Here is a 14,543-nt window from a genome sequence, read left to right as displayed (position 1 = left end):
GCAACGGAGCCGAGCCGACCGGGGCCCCGAGCCCGGTCCCGGTATCCTCGGCCCGCCGCCCTCTCACGCCCTTCGCACGCCCCTGCTCACCAGTGGGCGCGCGTGGTCTCCGTGGGGCCGTCGAGCTCGGTGAACCCTGCATCAATGACGCTCACGGGCCTGCTCGCCGCCTCCCAGGCGGCGCGATCCGGGCGCTCGATGCGCACTCGGAAACCATCGGCCGCCCAGGCCTCGCGGAGCCGGGCGGGCATGTCCGTGCTCTCCCAGGCGAGTTGGGCGGCGTGGGCGGCCTGCGCGCAGAGCTTCCCGGAGGTCATCGCGTGCAGGGGCGTCACCTCGATGGTCACGAGCGCCCCCGATGACGCCGATCCCGCCCCCAGGGAGATCCTGTCCCGCGCACTGTCGGGGTCCTTCCCAATGGCGGCGGTCACGGCCGCCGGCGGGGGCGGGAGGGTGGCGCCGTCGGGGAAGTGGGTGCCCTCCACCTGGGTCTTGGCCAGCGGCACCGGCAGGGGCCGGACGGGGCCGGGGACGAAGGCCCGCGCGGCGGCACTGCCCCACCCCCGTGGCCCGGCCTGTTCCACGGTGAGGCCGGGGAGCTCCTGGACCTCCTCCCAGCGCTTGCCCCGGGCGCGGCGCACGAGCTTGCGGATGCGGCCGTCGCGCCAGTAGTCGACGGCCTCGGCCCACGGCCCGCCGGGGGCGCTGCGGGGGTCGGCCAGGAGGTGGACGACGGCGCGGGCGGCGGCCTCGGCGACGTCGATCGACCGCGGAGGGGCGACCTTGTCGTAGCGGACGGCGATCTGCATCGCCCAGGGGATGGCGTGGTCCGGGCGCCCGGTGATGGAGTGGCGCCCGCCCTGGGCAGCGGCGCTCACCAGCCGCCCCCCGCGCGGGCGTAGGCGGCCGCCTGGGCGCGGCCGCGCTCGCCCGCGGAGACGATGGCGCCGCGGATGCGCCCCAGGATCCACACCACGAGCGCCAGGACGAAGAACCCTCCGACGAGCGAGCCCATCCAGGTCAGCCAGTCGTCCTTGTCCGGATCGAGGAACTCGTACATGGCGCGGCCGGCCTGGCGGGCGTCCCACATGTACAGCAGGATGTAGGGCAGGAGGGTCATCGTCCAGGTCACGGGGGTGGAGAAGCGCAGGAGATTCTGATTGCGGCCCACGAGGACCCAGTCCAGGGCCATGGCGGCGGGCAGGGCCAGGTGCGGGATCCAGCTGACGGGCTCGTCGAAGCCGCCCTTCATGAGGAATCCGAAGACGAGCCCGGTGAACACCGACATGACGACCGCCAGGCCCCGCACCCACTGGCCGAGCGCGCGCAGCCCCAGGCTGAATGCGCCTGCGCGGCCCACGAGCGGCTCGAGGAGGGCTCCCGCCATGGCCACGAGGGCGACCGCGTTGCTCAGGGTGGTGAAGAATCGGAGCTGCTGGAGGACGAGGGCGTGCCCGCCGACGATGTCGTCGGCCCGCAGCGCCGGCTCCAGCTGGAGCCAGAGCCCGTAACCGGCGAGCCCGGTGATGGCGGCGCGCCAGATCCAGGCGAGCATGACCGCGTACCAGGAGGGCCCCGGACGGGCGGGGAGCGGCTGGAGGCGCTGAGGGGCCGGGGCGCCCATGGGCGGCCCCGCGGGCATCATCGGCGGGGCCTGCTGGTAGGGCGGTGCCATCGCGGGCCCCTGGGGCAGCGGGTAGGGAGCCGGGGCCGGGCGGGACTGATGGGCGGGGGCAGGGGCCTGCTGGGCGACGGGAGGCAGGTAGGCGGTCTCCGCGGGCATCCGAGGGGCCCGGGGCGCCGGGGCGGGGTGGCCGGTCATCTCGGCCAGGACGGCGTCGCGGGGCAGAGCCATCGTCTGGGCGAGCGGCGCCTCGGCGGGAGTGGCCGCGCCGTCGGGAGCGGCATCGGCGCCGCTGGAGCCCTGGGCACCGCCGAAACCGCCATAGCCCTCGATCCCCTCGTAACCGGAGAAGACGTCGGTGGCGACGGCGTCGGCGGCCTCGTCGCCGATCGCGCCCGCCGCGCCGCCCTCGGGGAGGGCCTCGGCTACGGCGTCGGCGGACAGGACCATCGTGGGCCCCGGGTCCGCCTCCGCCCCGGGCGCCGACCCCGATGCGGGCCGCGCCGCCGCCTCGGCGGCGGAGGGCATCGGCTGGGGCGCCTGGCCGCGCCAGGAGCCGTAGGTCCGTGGGGCTCCTGGCGCCTCGCCGTCGGGCCGCGGGCTCTGGGGCTCGGCTCGGTACTCGCTCATGGAAGGGATTCTCGCGCGCCGTCGCCGTCAGCGCCATGGCGGCTGCGCGGTGGCGGGGAGCACAACCCTGCGCGACGGCCGTCATGGCGCCGCGCAGCCCTCCCCCCGATCGAGACGCGCCGGCGGCGTATCCGCCTGCAGGACGACCACCCCGCCCGCGAAGCCCACTACGGTGCCGCGTATGACACAGCAGTTCTTCCCCGGGGCGCCGTCCGGCGAGCCCCTGGACGCCCAGCCCCCGCAGAGCCCCACGCCGAGCGCGCCGCCGCTCGGCGTCCCCGCGAGCGCTGCGACGGGCGCCCCTGCCGCCATGATGGCCGGCGCCCAGGCCCCCCGGCCGGTTCAGCCGCCGCAGGAGCCCCCGACCCTGTTCAATGGGGCGACGGTCCACGGCTGGTTCGGGATCCGCGCGCTGCGCCACCCCAAGGAGCTCCCGCTGATGGCCGTCTGCGGGCTGCTGACCCTGGGGGCCTATGCCTCGTGGATCGGCCTCGTCGCCTGGCTGATCGCCGTCCCTGAGCCCGCCGGGGCCGGGGCGACGGCGCGCTCTCTCATCATGACCACTGTCGGCCAGTACCTCCTCCTCGTGCCCCTCATCCCCATCATCCTGTGGGTGGCGCGCGCCGTCATGTACGCGCAACTGCGCGCGCAAGGGGTGCAGATGAGCTTCACCCAGTTCCCCGAGGGATACAGGATGGTCGTGGAGGCCGCGCACAACTTCGGGATGCGGCGCGTGCCGGACGCCTACGTGATGCTCGGGAACGGGAAGATCAACGCCTTCGCCGCCGGGCACGGGTTCCGCCGCTACGTCGTCGTCTACTCCGACCTGTTCGAGGCCGGGGGCTCGGCGAGGGACCCGGAGGCACTGCGCTTCGTCATCAATCACGAGGTGGGGCACCTGGCCGCGGGGCACGTCTCCTTCCTGCGCCTTGCCATCACGACGCTGGGCATGCAGATCCCGCTGATCGGGCCGGCGCTCAGCCGTGCTCAGGAGTACACGGCGGACAACCACGGCTACGCGAACGCCCCGCAGGGGGCGCCGGGCACCATGGGGATTCTCGCCGCCGGGAAGTACCTGGGGGCGCAGGTCAACTTCCACGCCCTGGCGGATCGCGCTGTGACGGAGCGGGGATTCTGGCTCCACATCGCCTCCTGGCGGACGAGCCACCCGGTCCTGACCTGGCGCGCCCACGCCCTGCGGGACCGCAGTCGGCCGGGCAGGCTCATGATCCGCCCGAAGCAGGGAGCGCTCGCAGGGCCGATCAGCCCGGTGGGACGCGAGAGCAGCAAGTCGTGGCCGACGCCGGGGCAGGTCCTCGCCTTCATGGATGCCACGCGGCCCCGGGTGGCCGAGGAGCAGTTCGGGCGCTACCCGGGGGTGGAGTACGAGGTCCCGCGCGACGCCGTGCGCCTGGCCGATCCCCGGCCCGTCGGCCGCTGACGGCCCTGAGACGGGAGGCCCGGCGGGGCGGCTCAGGCCGCGCCGCCGGGCCCTTTCGCGCCCGCGTCCTCCTCGGGCTCGCGGACGAGCAGAACGCCGTCACCGGTGGGGAAGGTGATCCCGGCGCAGTGGGGGCGCAGCCCCACCTTCTTGAAGCCTGCGGCGAGATGGCCGGCGACGACGGCGTGCTCGCTCGCCTCGACGAAGGCCCACAGCGGGGCGCCGGGGTCGATGGCGTCGACCGCCTCGGCAAGCCCCATGAGGAGGTCACGGCCGATAGGGCGGGTCTTGGCGGCGGGGTCGATGATGAGGCCGGTGACCATCCAGACGGCCTCCCGCCCCTCGTCGGGGTCGGCGGGAAGGATGAAGGCGCCGGCGAGGGCCACGGAGACCGCGGCGTCGACGTCGTCGGGGTGGGCGGGGTCCTCCAGGGAGGCGAGGACGAGCACTGGGATCGAGTCGATCATTCCGGGCGCCGCCTCGAGCGCCTCCTGGATGGTGGTTCCGCGCAGTGCCAGGAGCCGGGCGACGCGGTGGGTGTCGCGGGGGTCGGCCTGCCAGAGCATGAGGCGCCCGTCGGCCAGGGCGGCGGCGAGAGCGGGGTCGGCGGGAGCGGTGGGGGTCGTGGGCGCCGCGGGAGCCGTGGAGGCTGCGCCCGGGCCCGCAGCGGCCTCCTCGGCCGACTCAGCGGCCGCCGCCGCGAGGATCCCGTCGATGGGCCCGGAGGGCGTCGAGTTCGTCATGGTCTCAGCCTAGACAGGCGCCGGCGCCCGATGACGGGCCGCGGCCGACCATCGTCCGGCCGTCCGCCGCGTCGTGGTCACGTGGGGACGATGACGGTAGGCTGGTCGCCCTCATCCCTCACCCCCATCCCGGAGGTCCTCATGGCCACTCCCGACCCTTCGTTCAACGCGCCCTCCTACGGGTCCCCGCTTCCCCCGCAGGCCGCCGCTCCCTACTCCCCCGGCGCCCACCCCGGCGCCGCGCCCACCGCGATCGCCTCCCCGGCCCCCTGGCACAGGGCCGTGCTCTACGCGGTTCCCGTCCTGGCGCTCCTCGCGCTGATCGCGACGTTCCTGCCGGTCGCCACCGTGTCCGCCGCAGGGGAGTCCCAGTCCGCCAACTACTGGAGCGACCAGGTGGACGCGAAGGGCGAGGCCGTCCTCCTGCTCCTCCTCTTCCTGGCCGCCATCGGTCTCGGCGTCGCCTCGATCCTGCGGCAGTCGCGCCCGCTGCTCATCGTCGCGGGCGCCGTCACCGCCATCGCCGGGCTCTTCGGCGCGATCGACGGCTTCGGCAACCTGGGGGAGTTCAGCGATGACGACCTCGATCTGGGCGGATTCATCGAGACGAACCCCGGGCTGGGCACGTACCTGCTGGCCTTCGCCGGACTCTTCCTCGTCATCGGCGGCGTCCTGCTGATCATCATCGGCACCACGACCAAGCCCCAGGCGGCCGCCCCCGCCATGGTTCTCGGCGGTTACGGCCTTCCCGGCGCGGGCGCTCCCGGCCAGCCGGGGCAGCCCGCCCAGTTCGGCGCCCCTCAGACGCCCTACCAGCAGCCCGGCTACGGCCAGCAGCCGCCGTACCAGGGCTGAGCGGCACCCTCCCCACCACTCGCCGTTCCGCAGGCCCCGCGACTTCGTACTTTTGGTGACGAGGCCGTCCCCCTCCCCGCCGAACTCGTCACCAAAGGTACGATCTCGGCGCACCGCAGCCATCGCAGACATGGCTCTGACCTGGGACAATGGGGTGAACTATCCGTGCCGGAAGAGCCTCATCCCCTCTAGGCTCGACCCATGAAACGCGTCAAGCCCTGGATCCTGTACGTCACCGCCCTCCTCCTCTTCGCCGCCGGCGCCGGCATGATCGCCGTGCCCCACATCGGTCCCGAGCCCGAAGTCACCTGCCAACCCGCCAACGGCCAGACCTCGGGCTTCGCCATCGAGAAGGACGGTCAGGAGTGCCCCCTGTCCCCCGAGGACTTCGACAGGATCTGGGAGTGGGAGAACGATTCCGCCGTCCCGCTGCACATCGCGGGACTCATCACCGCCGTCGTCGCCATCGGTGTGGGAATCACCGCCGTCGTCGTCACCGTGCGCAGGCGCCGGGCGCGCAAGAGCGCTGCGGCGCTCCCCGGCCCGACCGGCCCCCGGGTCTGAGACACTGGGGGCGAATGGGCGCCCAGCAGCGCGAACCCCAGCGCCTCGCCGAGGAGGTCACCATGCGGATCCCACAGCCGCGCGCCACGGCCCTGGTGGGGATCATCGGTATCGCCGCCCTCGGCGCCGTGGGCCTCCGGCGGGCCCGCGCCGCCGGCAGGGCCCGACTCTCCCGCTACCCCGCGCGCACATCCCGGCTCAGCCACGGTCGCATCGCCTACATCGACACCGGCCCCCGGCAGGCCCCGGCGATCCTCTCCCTCCACGGCATGTTCGGCGGCTACGACCAGGGATTCGACGTCGCAGCGGCGCACACCGCCGGGATGCGCATCATCGCGCCATCGCGCTTCGGCTACCCGGGCAGCGACATTCGCGGGCGAGGAACCCCGGCCGAGCAGGTCGAGGCACTCATCGAGCTCCTCGACGAGCTCGGGGTGGAGCGGGTGCTCGTCATGGGATCCTCAGCGGGCGGAACAGCCGCGATCCGCTTCGTCCTCGACCACCCCGAGCGCGCGAAGGGGCTCATCCTCTTCTCCTCCGCCCCGCCGCTGCCCGAGCGGCCCGCGCGCTACAGCGCTTTCCAGGGCCCGCCGCGCCTCATGCACTCCGACGCGGTGATGCTCCTCCTCAGCCCACTGTTCCCCCTGGCGATGAGCATGCCGCCATCGACGGTCATCTCCATGCTCCCCATCGCCGAGCGCCGGGCGGGAGCTCTCCTGGACGCCAGGATCACCAACCCCGATATGGCCCGCCATTTCGAGGAGTATCCGATCGAGTCCCTGTCGGTCCCCGTCCTCATCCTCGCCGCCGAGGATGACCGCCTCGTCCCCGCGGCGAGGATGCTGACGGCTCTTCACCGCTTCCCCGACCCCCAACTCCTGCTCGTCGACGACGGCGGCCACCTCCTCGCCGGTCACCACGAGGAGGTCTCACGGGCCATCGCCGCCCTCGTTGAGGCCTCCGGCATGGAGGCCTAACCGTACTTCCCGACCCGATCCGCCCCGTCGTCGCACCCTCGGCGAGCGCCGAGCCGCGCCCATCGACGCATATCTCACACCGGGTCGTCTGACCTCGCGGTTCACCCCGGAGATCGCTGGAATCACGGGGATTCACAGCTTATGAGGGCGATCCGCACAGGTATCCTCGCCCGGCGCCACGCTCCCAGGCAGTGACGCGCCTCCCCGCACTCCGCCCTCCCCAGGCGGGAGCGGGGCATCCCGAGGAGACTGATATGGCTCTGCCCGAACCCACTAGCAAACCAAGATCCCAAGACATTCCCACCCGTGCCCTGCGCCGAGCCTTCCGCGCCCTCGCGCCGGTACTCGTCGGCGCCGCACTGGCCGCGATCGGCTCGGCCCCCGCGCTCGCCGCGCCCGACCCCGCGCCCGTCGCCACCTCCGACCCGGCGCCCGCCTCCACAACCGCCTCCACGACCATCTCCGCGACCGCCTCCGCCTCCGCCTCCGATGAGTCGATCCACATCCTGTCCTTCACGGATTCCGACGTCATCGTGCTGCAGAGCAACGGGCGCTTCGCTCTGGTCGACTCCGGGGAGGACAAGGACTATCCCCGGGGCGATGATCCCCGCTACCCCCTGCGCCCAGGGGTGATCCAAGGGGCGCCGAACGAGGACGCCATGTGGGCCTACCTCGACGAGCTCGGCGTGAGCCCCGACAACCTCGAGTTCTACGTCGGCACCCACGCGCATTCGGACCACATCGGCACGGCCGACACCGTGATCGAGAAGTACCACCCGAAGCGGATCTACACCCCCGAGTACTCCGACGCCTGGATCAACAGCCCGCGCAACCTGTGGGACAACCAGTACGTCTACGACCGTATGATCGCCGCCGCCCGCAAGGCCCAGGCGGAGCACGGCTCCGTGCTCATCCAGCACCTCGCCCCCGGCGCGCCGGTGATCCCCTCGTCGTCCACCGGAGGCGCCGCATCGCCGGTCTTCGACTTCGAGGACATGCGCATCGAGATCGTCAACTACGACGAGTCCTACAAGCAGCCCCCCTACATCTACGACGCCAATGAGAGCGCCTGGGGCGTCAAGGTCACGGCCCACGGGCGCTCGGCGTTCCTGGCATCGGACATCGAGAACTTCTACGGCGACGAGGACCGCCTGGCCCCGCAGATCGGCGACGTCGACGTCCTCAAGCTCGGCCATCACGGCTCCATCTCCTCCAACAGCGAGGGCTACCTGACCACCCTGCGCCCCGAGATCGCCTTCCAGACCGGGCGCTTCCAAACCCTGTCGCCGGCCACCCAGCTCGTCCTGGACCGGCTCGGCACCAGGTGGTACTCAGCGGATGAGGTCCGCGCCTCCGGGCACATCAGCTTCGTCGTCACCCTCGCCGACGACGGCGTCCACCTCTCCGACGTCGATGCCACGAGCGGCGGGCTCGTCCTCCGCACCCGTCTGTCGGGCAGCCCCCGCGCCGCGGCCTACCGGCACGGCGTCGCCACCCCGCTGACCGGTTGGAGACGGATCGGCGAGAACTACTACTGGTTCTCCAACAGTGCCTACGCCACCGAGGGCGGTTGGGCGAGTTGGAGGGGAGGCTGGTACTTCCTGGGCCCCGACGGCGCGATGAAAACCGGCTGGGTGCAGGACGACTCCTCCTGGTACTACCTGGGAGCGGATGGCGCGATGAGGAGCGAGTGGGTCCGCGTCGGCTCATCCTGGTACTACCTCGCCCCCGGTTCCGGACGGATGACCGCCAACCGATGGGTGGCCAGTAGAGCCGCCTGGTACCACCTCGGCGCCTCGGGCGCCATGTCCACGAGCAGGTGGGTCCGTTCGGGCGCCGCCTGGTACCACGTGGGGGGCTCCGGCGCGATGTCCACCGGCTGGCTGAAGGACGGGACCACCTGGTACTACCTCGACCACTCCGGCGCCATGCGGGCCAACAGCTGGCTCCACCAGGGCGGCACCTGGTACTACCTCACCGCTTCCGGATCCCTGGCCACGGGCAGGGTCACGATCGACGGCGTGGCGCGCTCCTTCTCCCCCTCGGGCGCCTGGCTCGGCTAGGCGCCCGAGGCCGCTGGGCCAGCGGGCCACGGCGCCTGCGGGGCTGTCTTCCGGCGCGAGGGACGCGGTACCGTGGCCTCAGTGGAGGACCCCTACAGGAGATCTCATGACCGTCCTTGATCCGATGTCGTGCACCCCTGCCGACCTCGCGAACCCTGCGATCACCCAGATGGACCTCGCCCGGATCGCCCAGTTCCGCCCGGACCTGCACCCGCTCGTTCGCAAGCACCCGGCCTGCTACCCGGAGCTCGCCGTATGGATCGAGCAGCGCGCCGCGCTCCAGGAATCCGAGGCGGCCCAGTGGTCGGGCACGGGCCGGGAGCCGTCGGACGACGGCGCGGCGGCGGGCCCCGCGCGGGCCTCCGCCGCATCGGCAGAGGCCTCGGAACCGTCGTCGCGCTCAGCCCCGAGCACTGCCTCGGCGTCGGCGACCACGGCGTCCATCACGCCGATCAGCGACGCCGTCGAGGTCGCCGCCTCGCCCGCGCAGGTGACCGATTTCGCGCCCCTTGAGCGGCCCTCGAACGGGAGGCCGGCGGCGCTGGCCTCCCCCGCCTCGGCGGATGACACCGCCACCCCGATCGGCAATGTCGCCTCGCCCGCGACCGCCGTCGTCTCAGCGGGGCCCGCGCGCTCGACGCGCTCCGCCCCCGAGGTCATCCCGCCCTCATCCGCCCCCGGGATCATCACCGCGGTGCCAGGGATGGCGGCCCCCGTCTCCGAGCCCCATGCCCCAGCAGCGCCCGCGACTCCTGCGGCTTCCGGGCCCAGCGCCCTCGGCGACCGGACCCCCGCAGTCTCGGGCACTGATCCCGTGGGAGCGAGCGCCGCCCGCTCCGCGCCCGAGCCCCTCATCCCCGCCTCCGCCGTGCCCTCCGCGACGGAGGGGCCCGTGCCCGGGGAGCCGCCCGCGCCGGACGAGGGCGGGGCCGCCTCCACCCGGCGCCATCTCCTGCTGTACGCCGTGCCGGTCCTGTCCGTCCTGTGCCTCGTCTCGACCTTCCTGCCGATCGTCACCATCACCTTCGACACCGGGACCTGGTCCTTCAACTACTGGAACGGGGACGGTCTCCAGGAGGCGCTCCTGCTTCTGGTCGCCTTCATCGTCGCGACGGGCATCGGTCTCGCCGCGATCATCACCCCGCGGCGGTCGCGACTGATCCTCACCGGTATCGCGGGCGCCGCCTCCGCCTTCCTGGCGATCAGCGACGGCTTCCGGAACATCTTCCGCTTCAGCGGGAACGTACCGGACATGCCGGGAGCCACGGGCGCCTCCGTCGGCGCCGGCGCGATCCTGCTGGCGGCCGGCGGCGTGGCTCTCATGCTCCTCTCGGTCCTCCACCTGGCCTTCGCCATGCGCGACGAGCCGGGCGGATGGGCGGGCCGGGGCGGTCGGCCCTCGTCCTCTCACAGCGGCCACGAGGGGTAGTCCCTCGCCCCGCCCACGCGCAGCGGGTGGGGATCCCAGCCCGTGCGCCGCGCTGTCATCCCCGCTACGGTGTTCCTACATCAACCACTTCCCAGGAGCTCGCATGACGGCCATCGACCCCTTGTCCTGCACACCTGCTCACCTCGCGAATCCTGCGATCGACCCGGGGACGCTCGCGCAGATCGCACAACACCGCCCTGACCTGCGGGCGCATGTCCGCCGGCATCCCGCCTGCCCGCCCGATCTCGCCGCGTGGATCGACCAACAGGCCTACCAGCAGCCGCAGTACCAGAGCGCGCCCGCCCAGTACGGCGCCGCGCAGCCCCAGGCCGGTGCCGCGGCGGGGCTCGGCGGTGTCACGCGCACCGGGGCATCCCCGACCTGGCACACGATCGCGCTCATCGCCGGTCCGGTGATCGGGCTGCTCGCGATCATCGCGTCCTTCCTCCCCGCGGTCTCCGCGACGATCGCCTCCCAGAGCGATTCCTCCAACTTCTGGGATGTCGAGGACAAGAGTTACGGGGTGCAGATCCTCATCGCCGGCCTTCTGGTGATCGCGGCGGGCATCGGCGCGTTCTTCGTGAGGAAGTTCCCCGTCGTCCTCGGCGCGGGGGTGATCACAGTCCTGGGCGGGATCTGGAACGGCGTCACCTGGATCAACGCCAACTCGGAGATCTCCGACGCCCAGAAGACCATCAAGCAGGCCAAGAGCAGCTATGGCAACTTCTCCGACTCTTTCGAGGTCAGCAGGGGCGTGGGCATGTACATGCTGCTCATCGCGGTGCTGTTGCTCCTGGCCTGCGGGGCGGCGATGATCGTCGCCGGACTGCGGCTTCGACCAGCCGCCGGGATCGCGGCGGGCGCCGGCGGCTACGGCGGGAGCTCCGGCGCCCCCATGGCCACCGGGCCGCAGATGCAGCCGGGCGCCCAGCCCTCCCCGTACCAGCAGCAGGGCCCCTACTACCAGTAGGCCCTTTTCGCGCAACGGATACCGGCCCCGTCTCCTCCCATGCGAGACGGGGCCGGTGCCGTCGTCCACGGGGCCGCCCGAGAGCACTGGGAATCCATTGACATAATGGATCTCACCCATCCCTGGAGTCACATCTGTCCCATGCTCGTGCTCCTTGACTCGAAAGGCTCTTCATGCGGTCCCGTACCCTCTCATCTGCCGCATCATTCGTCCTCGCCGTCACAGCGCTCGGCGGCGTCACCATTCCCGTCGGCGCGGCCGTCGCCGCCCCGCCCGCCGTCGCGGTCCCCACGGGGGCCACCGGATGGGTCGCGAGGAGCGGTCAGTGGTACCACTTCGGTCTCAATGGGGCCAGGACGGTCGGCTGGCTGTTCGACGGCGGGCGCTGGTACTACCTCACCGGTTCCGGCCCGATGGCGACCGGCTGGTTGAAGGACGGCGCCACCTGGTACTACCTCGATCCCACCAGCGGCGCGATGGCGACCGGCTGGCTGGCGGCCGGCCCGACCTGGTACTACCTGGCCCCCGGGTCAGGAGCGATGGTCACCGGCTGGCTGCGGCAGGGTGCCACCTGGTACTACCTCGACGGCTCGGGAGCGATGGCGACCGGCTGGCTGCGCCACGACGGCGCCTGGTACTTCCTGCGCCCCGGCGGCGCCATGGCCACCGGCTGGATCAAGGACGGCGCCACCTGGTACTACCTGACCGGAACGGGCGCGATGGTCACCGGCACCGTGAGCGTCGATGGCCGCGTCTCGCGCTTCCACAGCAGCGGGGCATGGCTCGGCTACGCCGATCTGACACCGGTCCTGGCCTCTCCGACGTCAGGGCGCGACGAGCTCGTGGCCACTATGGTCGCCGCGTATCGCTCCTCCGGGCGCGCCTACCCATCGGGGGCGCTCAGTGCCGGCGGCGCGCCCACCATCGAGGCCTTCGCGGGGATCGTCCACGACGAGGCGGTGGCGGAGGGCGTCAGCCCCGAGCTGTTGTTCTGCCAGGTGATGAAGGAGACCGCCTGGCTGCGCTTCGGCGGCGATGTGAGCATCAGCCAGTTCAACTTCGGGGGCCTGGGCGCCACGGGCGGCGGCGTCGGCGGCGCGTCCTTCGCGGACGTGAGGACCGGCCTGCGCGCCCAGGTGCAGCATCTGCGCGCCTACGCCGACTCCTCGGCCTCACCGTCCTCTCTCGCCCACCCGGTGGTGGATCCGCGCTTCTCCTATGTGCGCAAGGGGGCCGCGCCGTACGTGCAGTACCTGGGGATCAAGGAGAATCCGGCCCGAGTGGGCTGGGCGACCGACCCCGGCTACGGCACCAACCTGGCCGAGATGATGCGCGCCTACTTCGGCTGATCGGCGTGATCGCCATGGAGTCGGCACGGACCGGCATGGATCGGCACGGATCGGCATGGCATGCTCCGTGAGTGGCGGCGTCGAGGAGCGGTGCCATCGAGCCGTCTCACTTATCGTGGTTGGGAGGAAGGGGAGCGGTCATGGACGTTGAGGGGCCGGGCGGCGCACGAAGGCCAACCCCCGCTGGAGCCGCTGCTGATGCGACCGCTCTCATCGACGCGCTGCGCGATGCGACGGCGGCCGGTCGCCCGCAGGAGGCGATCGCGCTCGCGGACGCCGTCGCCGAGCTGGCCCGCGAGCTGGGGCCGGAGGACCACCGGGTGCTGGGGGTTCGCTTCCACCTGGCCCGGGCCCACCGCGCGGCTGGGGATCCGGCGTCGGCGGTGGCGCTGCTTGAGCAGGTGGTCGCCGGGACCGAGAGGCTGCTCGGGCCGGAGGCTCCCCAGTCGCTCACTGCCCGCAGCGCCCTGGCCGGCGCCTGCGCGGACGCGGGTCGGACTCGCAAGGCGGTGGCTCTTCACGAGCGGATCGTCGACGACGCCGCCGGATTGCTGGGCCGAGGGCATCCCGATGCGCTGTCGGCGCGGAACAATCTCGCCCGGGCCTGCGAGGCGGCCGGTGATGCGCCTCGGGCGCTCTCCCTGTACGAGGCGCTGGTGCGCGACGCCGAGGCCGTGCTCGACGCCGCGCACCCGTACCTCGCCCTGTTCCGCCGCAACCGTGATCGGCTGCGGTCCAGTGCTCAGAGGTAGTGGGCGCGGAGCTCGGCGGGGTCCTTCGGGGACAGGTCGGCGAGGGTGACGTCGAAGACGGTGCGGGCGCCGGTCTCGCCGCGGGCGGCCATCCGGGCGGCGGCGCGGCCCATGGCGGCCACGACGGAGCCGGTGAACTCGGGGTTCGAGTCGAGGGCCAGCTCGAAGGTGATGCGCTCGGCCACGCCGTCGGAGGTCCGGCCGCGGCGGATGACGGTGCCGCCGTGGGGGATGCCGGCGTGCTCGGCGGCCATCTCCTCGGCGGAGATGAAGGTGACGGTGGTGTCGTAGTCGGCGAAGTAGTTGGGCATCTCGACGATCTCCTTCTCGATGCGAGCGAGGTCGGCGCCCTCGGCGGCCACCACGTAGCAGTCGCGGCGGTGCATGGAGCGGGTGGTGAGCTCGACGTCCTCACCGGCCTTGACGGCGTCGACGGTCTCGGCGACCGGCAGCGTGTACTGGCGGGCGTCGAGCACGCCCTCGATGCGGCGCACGGCGTCGGAGTGGCCCTGGGAGACGCCGGGGCCCCAGAAGGTGGTGGTGGTGCCGTCGGGGAGGACCGAGTCCCCCAGGACGCGCAGCATGGAGAACAGGCCCGGGTCCCAGCCGGTGGAGATGATGGCGAGGTGGCCGGCGCTCTTCGCGGCGGCGTCGACGGAGGCGAAGTAGGCGGGGATCTCGGCGTGGGTGTCGAAGGAGTCGACGGTGGTGAAGTGGGAGGCCGCGGCGGGGCCCTGCTCGGCGAGGTCGGTGGCCGAGCCCCCGCAGTTGAGGCAGACGTCGACCCTGTCCGCCCAGGCGGGCATGTCGTCGATGTGGGCGACGGGGGCGCCCTGGGTGGTGACCGAGGCGGGATCGCGGCGGGTGAAGACGACGACGAGCTCCATGTCCTCGCTCTTCGAGATGGCCTGCTCCGCGCCCCGCCCGAGGTTGCCGTATCCGTTGATCGCGACCCTGATCATGAGTCCTCCTAGGAGTTCGTCGTGCCGTCCCTTGGCGTTTGGGCCACGGCGCGGGCAGGGGCCCGGCCGGGGACCGCAGAAGAGTAGGCATCAGCCGTATGTCCAGCGCATGACGATCGCTCTGCGGACGCCGCGGGGAGGAGGCGGGCGGCCCGACGGCGCTGGCAGGCCGGGCGGAGGCCGG

General features: G+C 72.5%; 13 protein-coding genes. 9 read left to right on the top strand and 4 right to left on the bottom strand.

Features of this window, described 5'->3' with window-relative positions:
• Positions 1–86 precede the first annotated feature (86 nt).
• Together B1H55_RS03635 and B1H55_RS03630 are read right to left on the bottom strand one after the other, a co-directional pair.
• The gene (locus B1H55_RS03635) at positions 87–809 is read right to left on the bottom strand and encodes a peptidyl-tRNA hydrolase (protein WP_077239860.1); all 723 of its coding nucleotides are present in this window, start codon (positions 807–809) and stop codon (positions 87–89) included.
• Positions 810–874: 65 nt separating this feature from the next.
• Positions 875–2,254 (bottom strand): Pr6Pr family membrane protein, encoded by a 1,380-nt coding sequence (locus B1H55_RS03630; RefSeq protein ID WP_143222407.1) that lies wholly within the window; start codon positions 2,252–2,254, stop codon positions 875–877.
• Between the two features lie 310 nt (positions 2,255–2,564).
• Here B1H55_RS03630 and B1H55_RS03625 point away from each other — a divergent pair, with 310 nt between their 5' ends.
• Positions 2,565–3,695: a M48 family metallopeptidase gene (locus B1H55_RS03625; protein ID WP_077239859.1), complete on the top strand. Its 1,131-nt coding sequence runs from the start codon at positions 2,565–2,567 to the stop codon at positions 3,693–3,695.
• Positions 3,696–3,727: 32 nt separating this feature from the next.
• On the opposite strand, the gene B1H55_RS03620 is transcribed toward B1H55_RS03625, so the two are convergent.
• A complete protein-coding gene (locus B1H55_RS03620) occupies positions 3,728–4,438 on the bottom strand; it encodes a hypothetical protein (RefSeq protein WP_077239845.1) in 711 nt (236 codons plus the stop codon).
• A 141-nt stretch (positions 4,439–4,579) separates the two neighbouring features.
• On the opposite strand from B1H55_RS03620, the gene B1H55_RS03615 reads away from it, so the two are divergent.
• From B1H55_RS03615 to B1H55_RS03570, 8 genes are all read left to right on the top strand, one after another.
• Entirely contained in the window at positions 4,580–5,293 is a 714-nt protein-coding gene (locus B1H55_RS03615; protein ID WP_077239844.1) for a hypothetical protein, read from the top strand.
• A 201-nt stretch (positions 5,294–5,494) separates the two neighbouring features.
• Complete coding sequence (locus B1H55_RS03610) at positions 5,495–5,857, top strand: hypothetical protein (RefSeq protein ID WP_073453722.1); 363 nt, start codon at positions 5,495–5,497, stop codon at positions 5,855–5,857.
• 62 nt (positions 5,858–5,919) lie between these two features.
• Positions 5,920–6,834 (top strand): alpha/beta fold hydrolase, encoded by a 915-nt coding sequence (locus B1H55_RS03605; RefSeq protein WP_077239858.1) that lies wholly within the window; start codon positions 5,920–5,922, stop codon positions 6,832–6,834.
• A 254-nt stretch (positions 6,835–7,088) separates the two neighbouring features.
• The gene (locus tag B1H55_RS03600) at positions 7,089–8,897 is read left to right on the top strand and encodes an MBL fold metallo-hydrolase (protein WP_077239843.1); all 1,809 of its coding nucleotides are present in this window, start codon (positions 7,089–7,091) and stop codon (positions 8,895–8,897) included.
• A gap of 106 nt (positions 8,898–9,003) precedes the next feature.
• A complete protein-coding gene (locus tag B1H55_RS12150) occupies positions 9,004–10,326 on the top strand; it encodes a variant leucine-rich repeat-containing protein (RefSeq protein ID WP_096519511.1) in 1,323 nt (440 codons plus the stop codon).
• 103 nt (positions 10,327–10,429) lie between these two features.
• Entirely contained in the window at positions 10,430–11,296 is an 867-nt protein-coding gene (locus B1H55_RS03580; protein ID WP_077239839.1) for a variant leucine-rich repeat-containing protein, read from the top strand.
• Positions 11,297–11,469: 173 nt separating this feature from the next.
• A complete protein-coding gene (locus B1H55_RS03575; protein WP_077239838.1) occupies positions 11,470–12,645 on the top strand; it encodes a glucosaminidase domain-containing protein in 1,176 nt (391 codons plus the stop codon).
• A gap of 140 nt (positions 12,646–12,785) precedes the next feature.
• Positions 12,786–13,397, top strand: coding sequence for a tetratricopeptide repeat protein (locus B1H55_RS03570; protein WP_077239837.1), 612 nt, complete (start codon positions 12,786–12,788; stop codon positions 13,395–13,397).
• On the opposite strand, the gene B1H55_RS03565 is transcribed toward B1H55_RS03570, so the two are convergent.
• Complete coding sequence (locus B1H55_RS03565; protein ID WP_080461579.1) at positions 13,388–14,359, bottom strand: diaminopimelate dehydrogenase; 972 nt, start codon at positions 14,357–14,359, stop codon at positions 13,388–13,390. The two genes, B1H55_RS03570 and B1H55_RS03565, sit on opposite strands and share 10 nt — an antisense overlap.
• Between the last annotated feature and the right edge of the window lie 184 nt (positions 14,360–14,543).

Origin of the sequence: Actinomyces denticolens (assembly GCF_002072185.1) — a bacterium.
Classification (GTDB): Bacteria; Actinomycetota; Actinomycetes; order Actinomycetales; family Actinomycetaceae; genus Actinomyces; species Actinomyces denticolens.
Note: the sequence above shows the minus strand (reverse complement) of the source record. Positions and strands in the feature narration are given on the sequence as shown.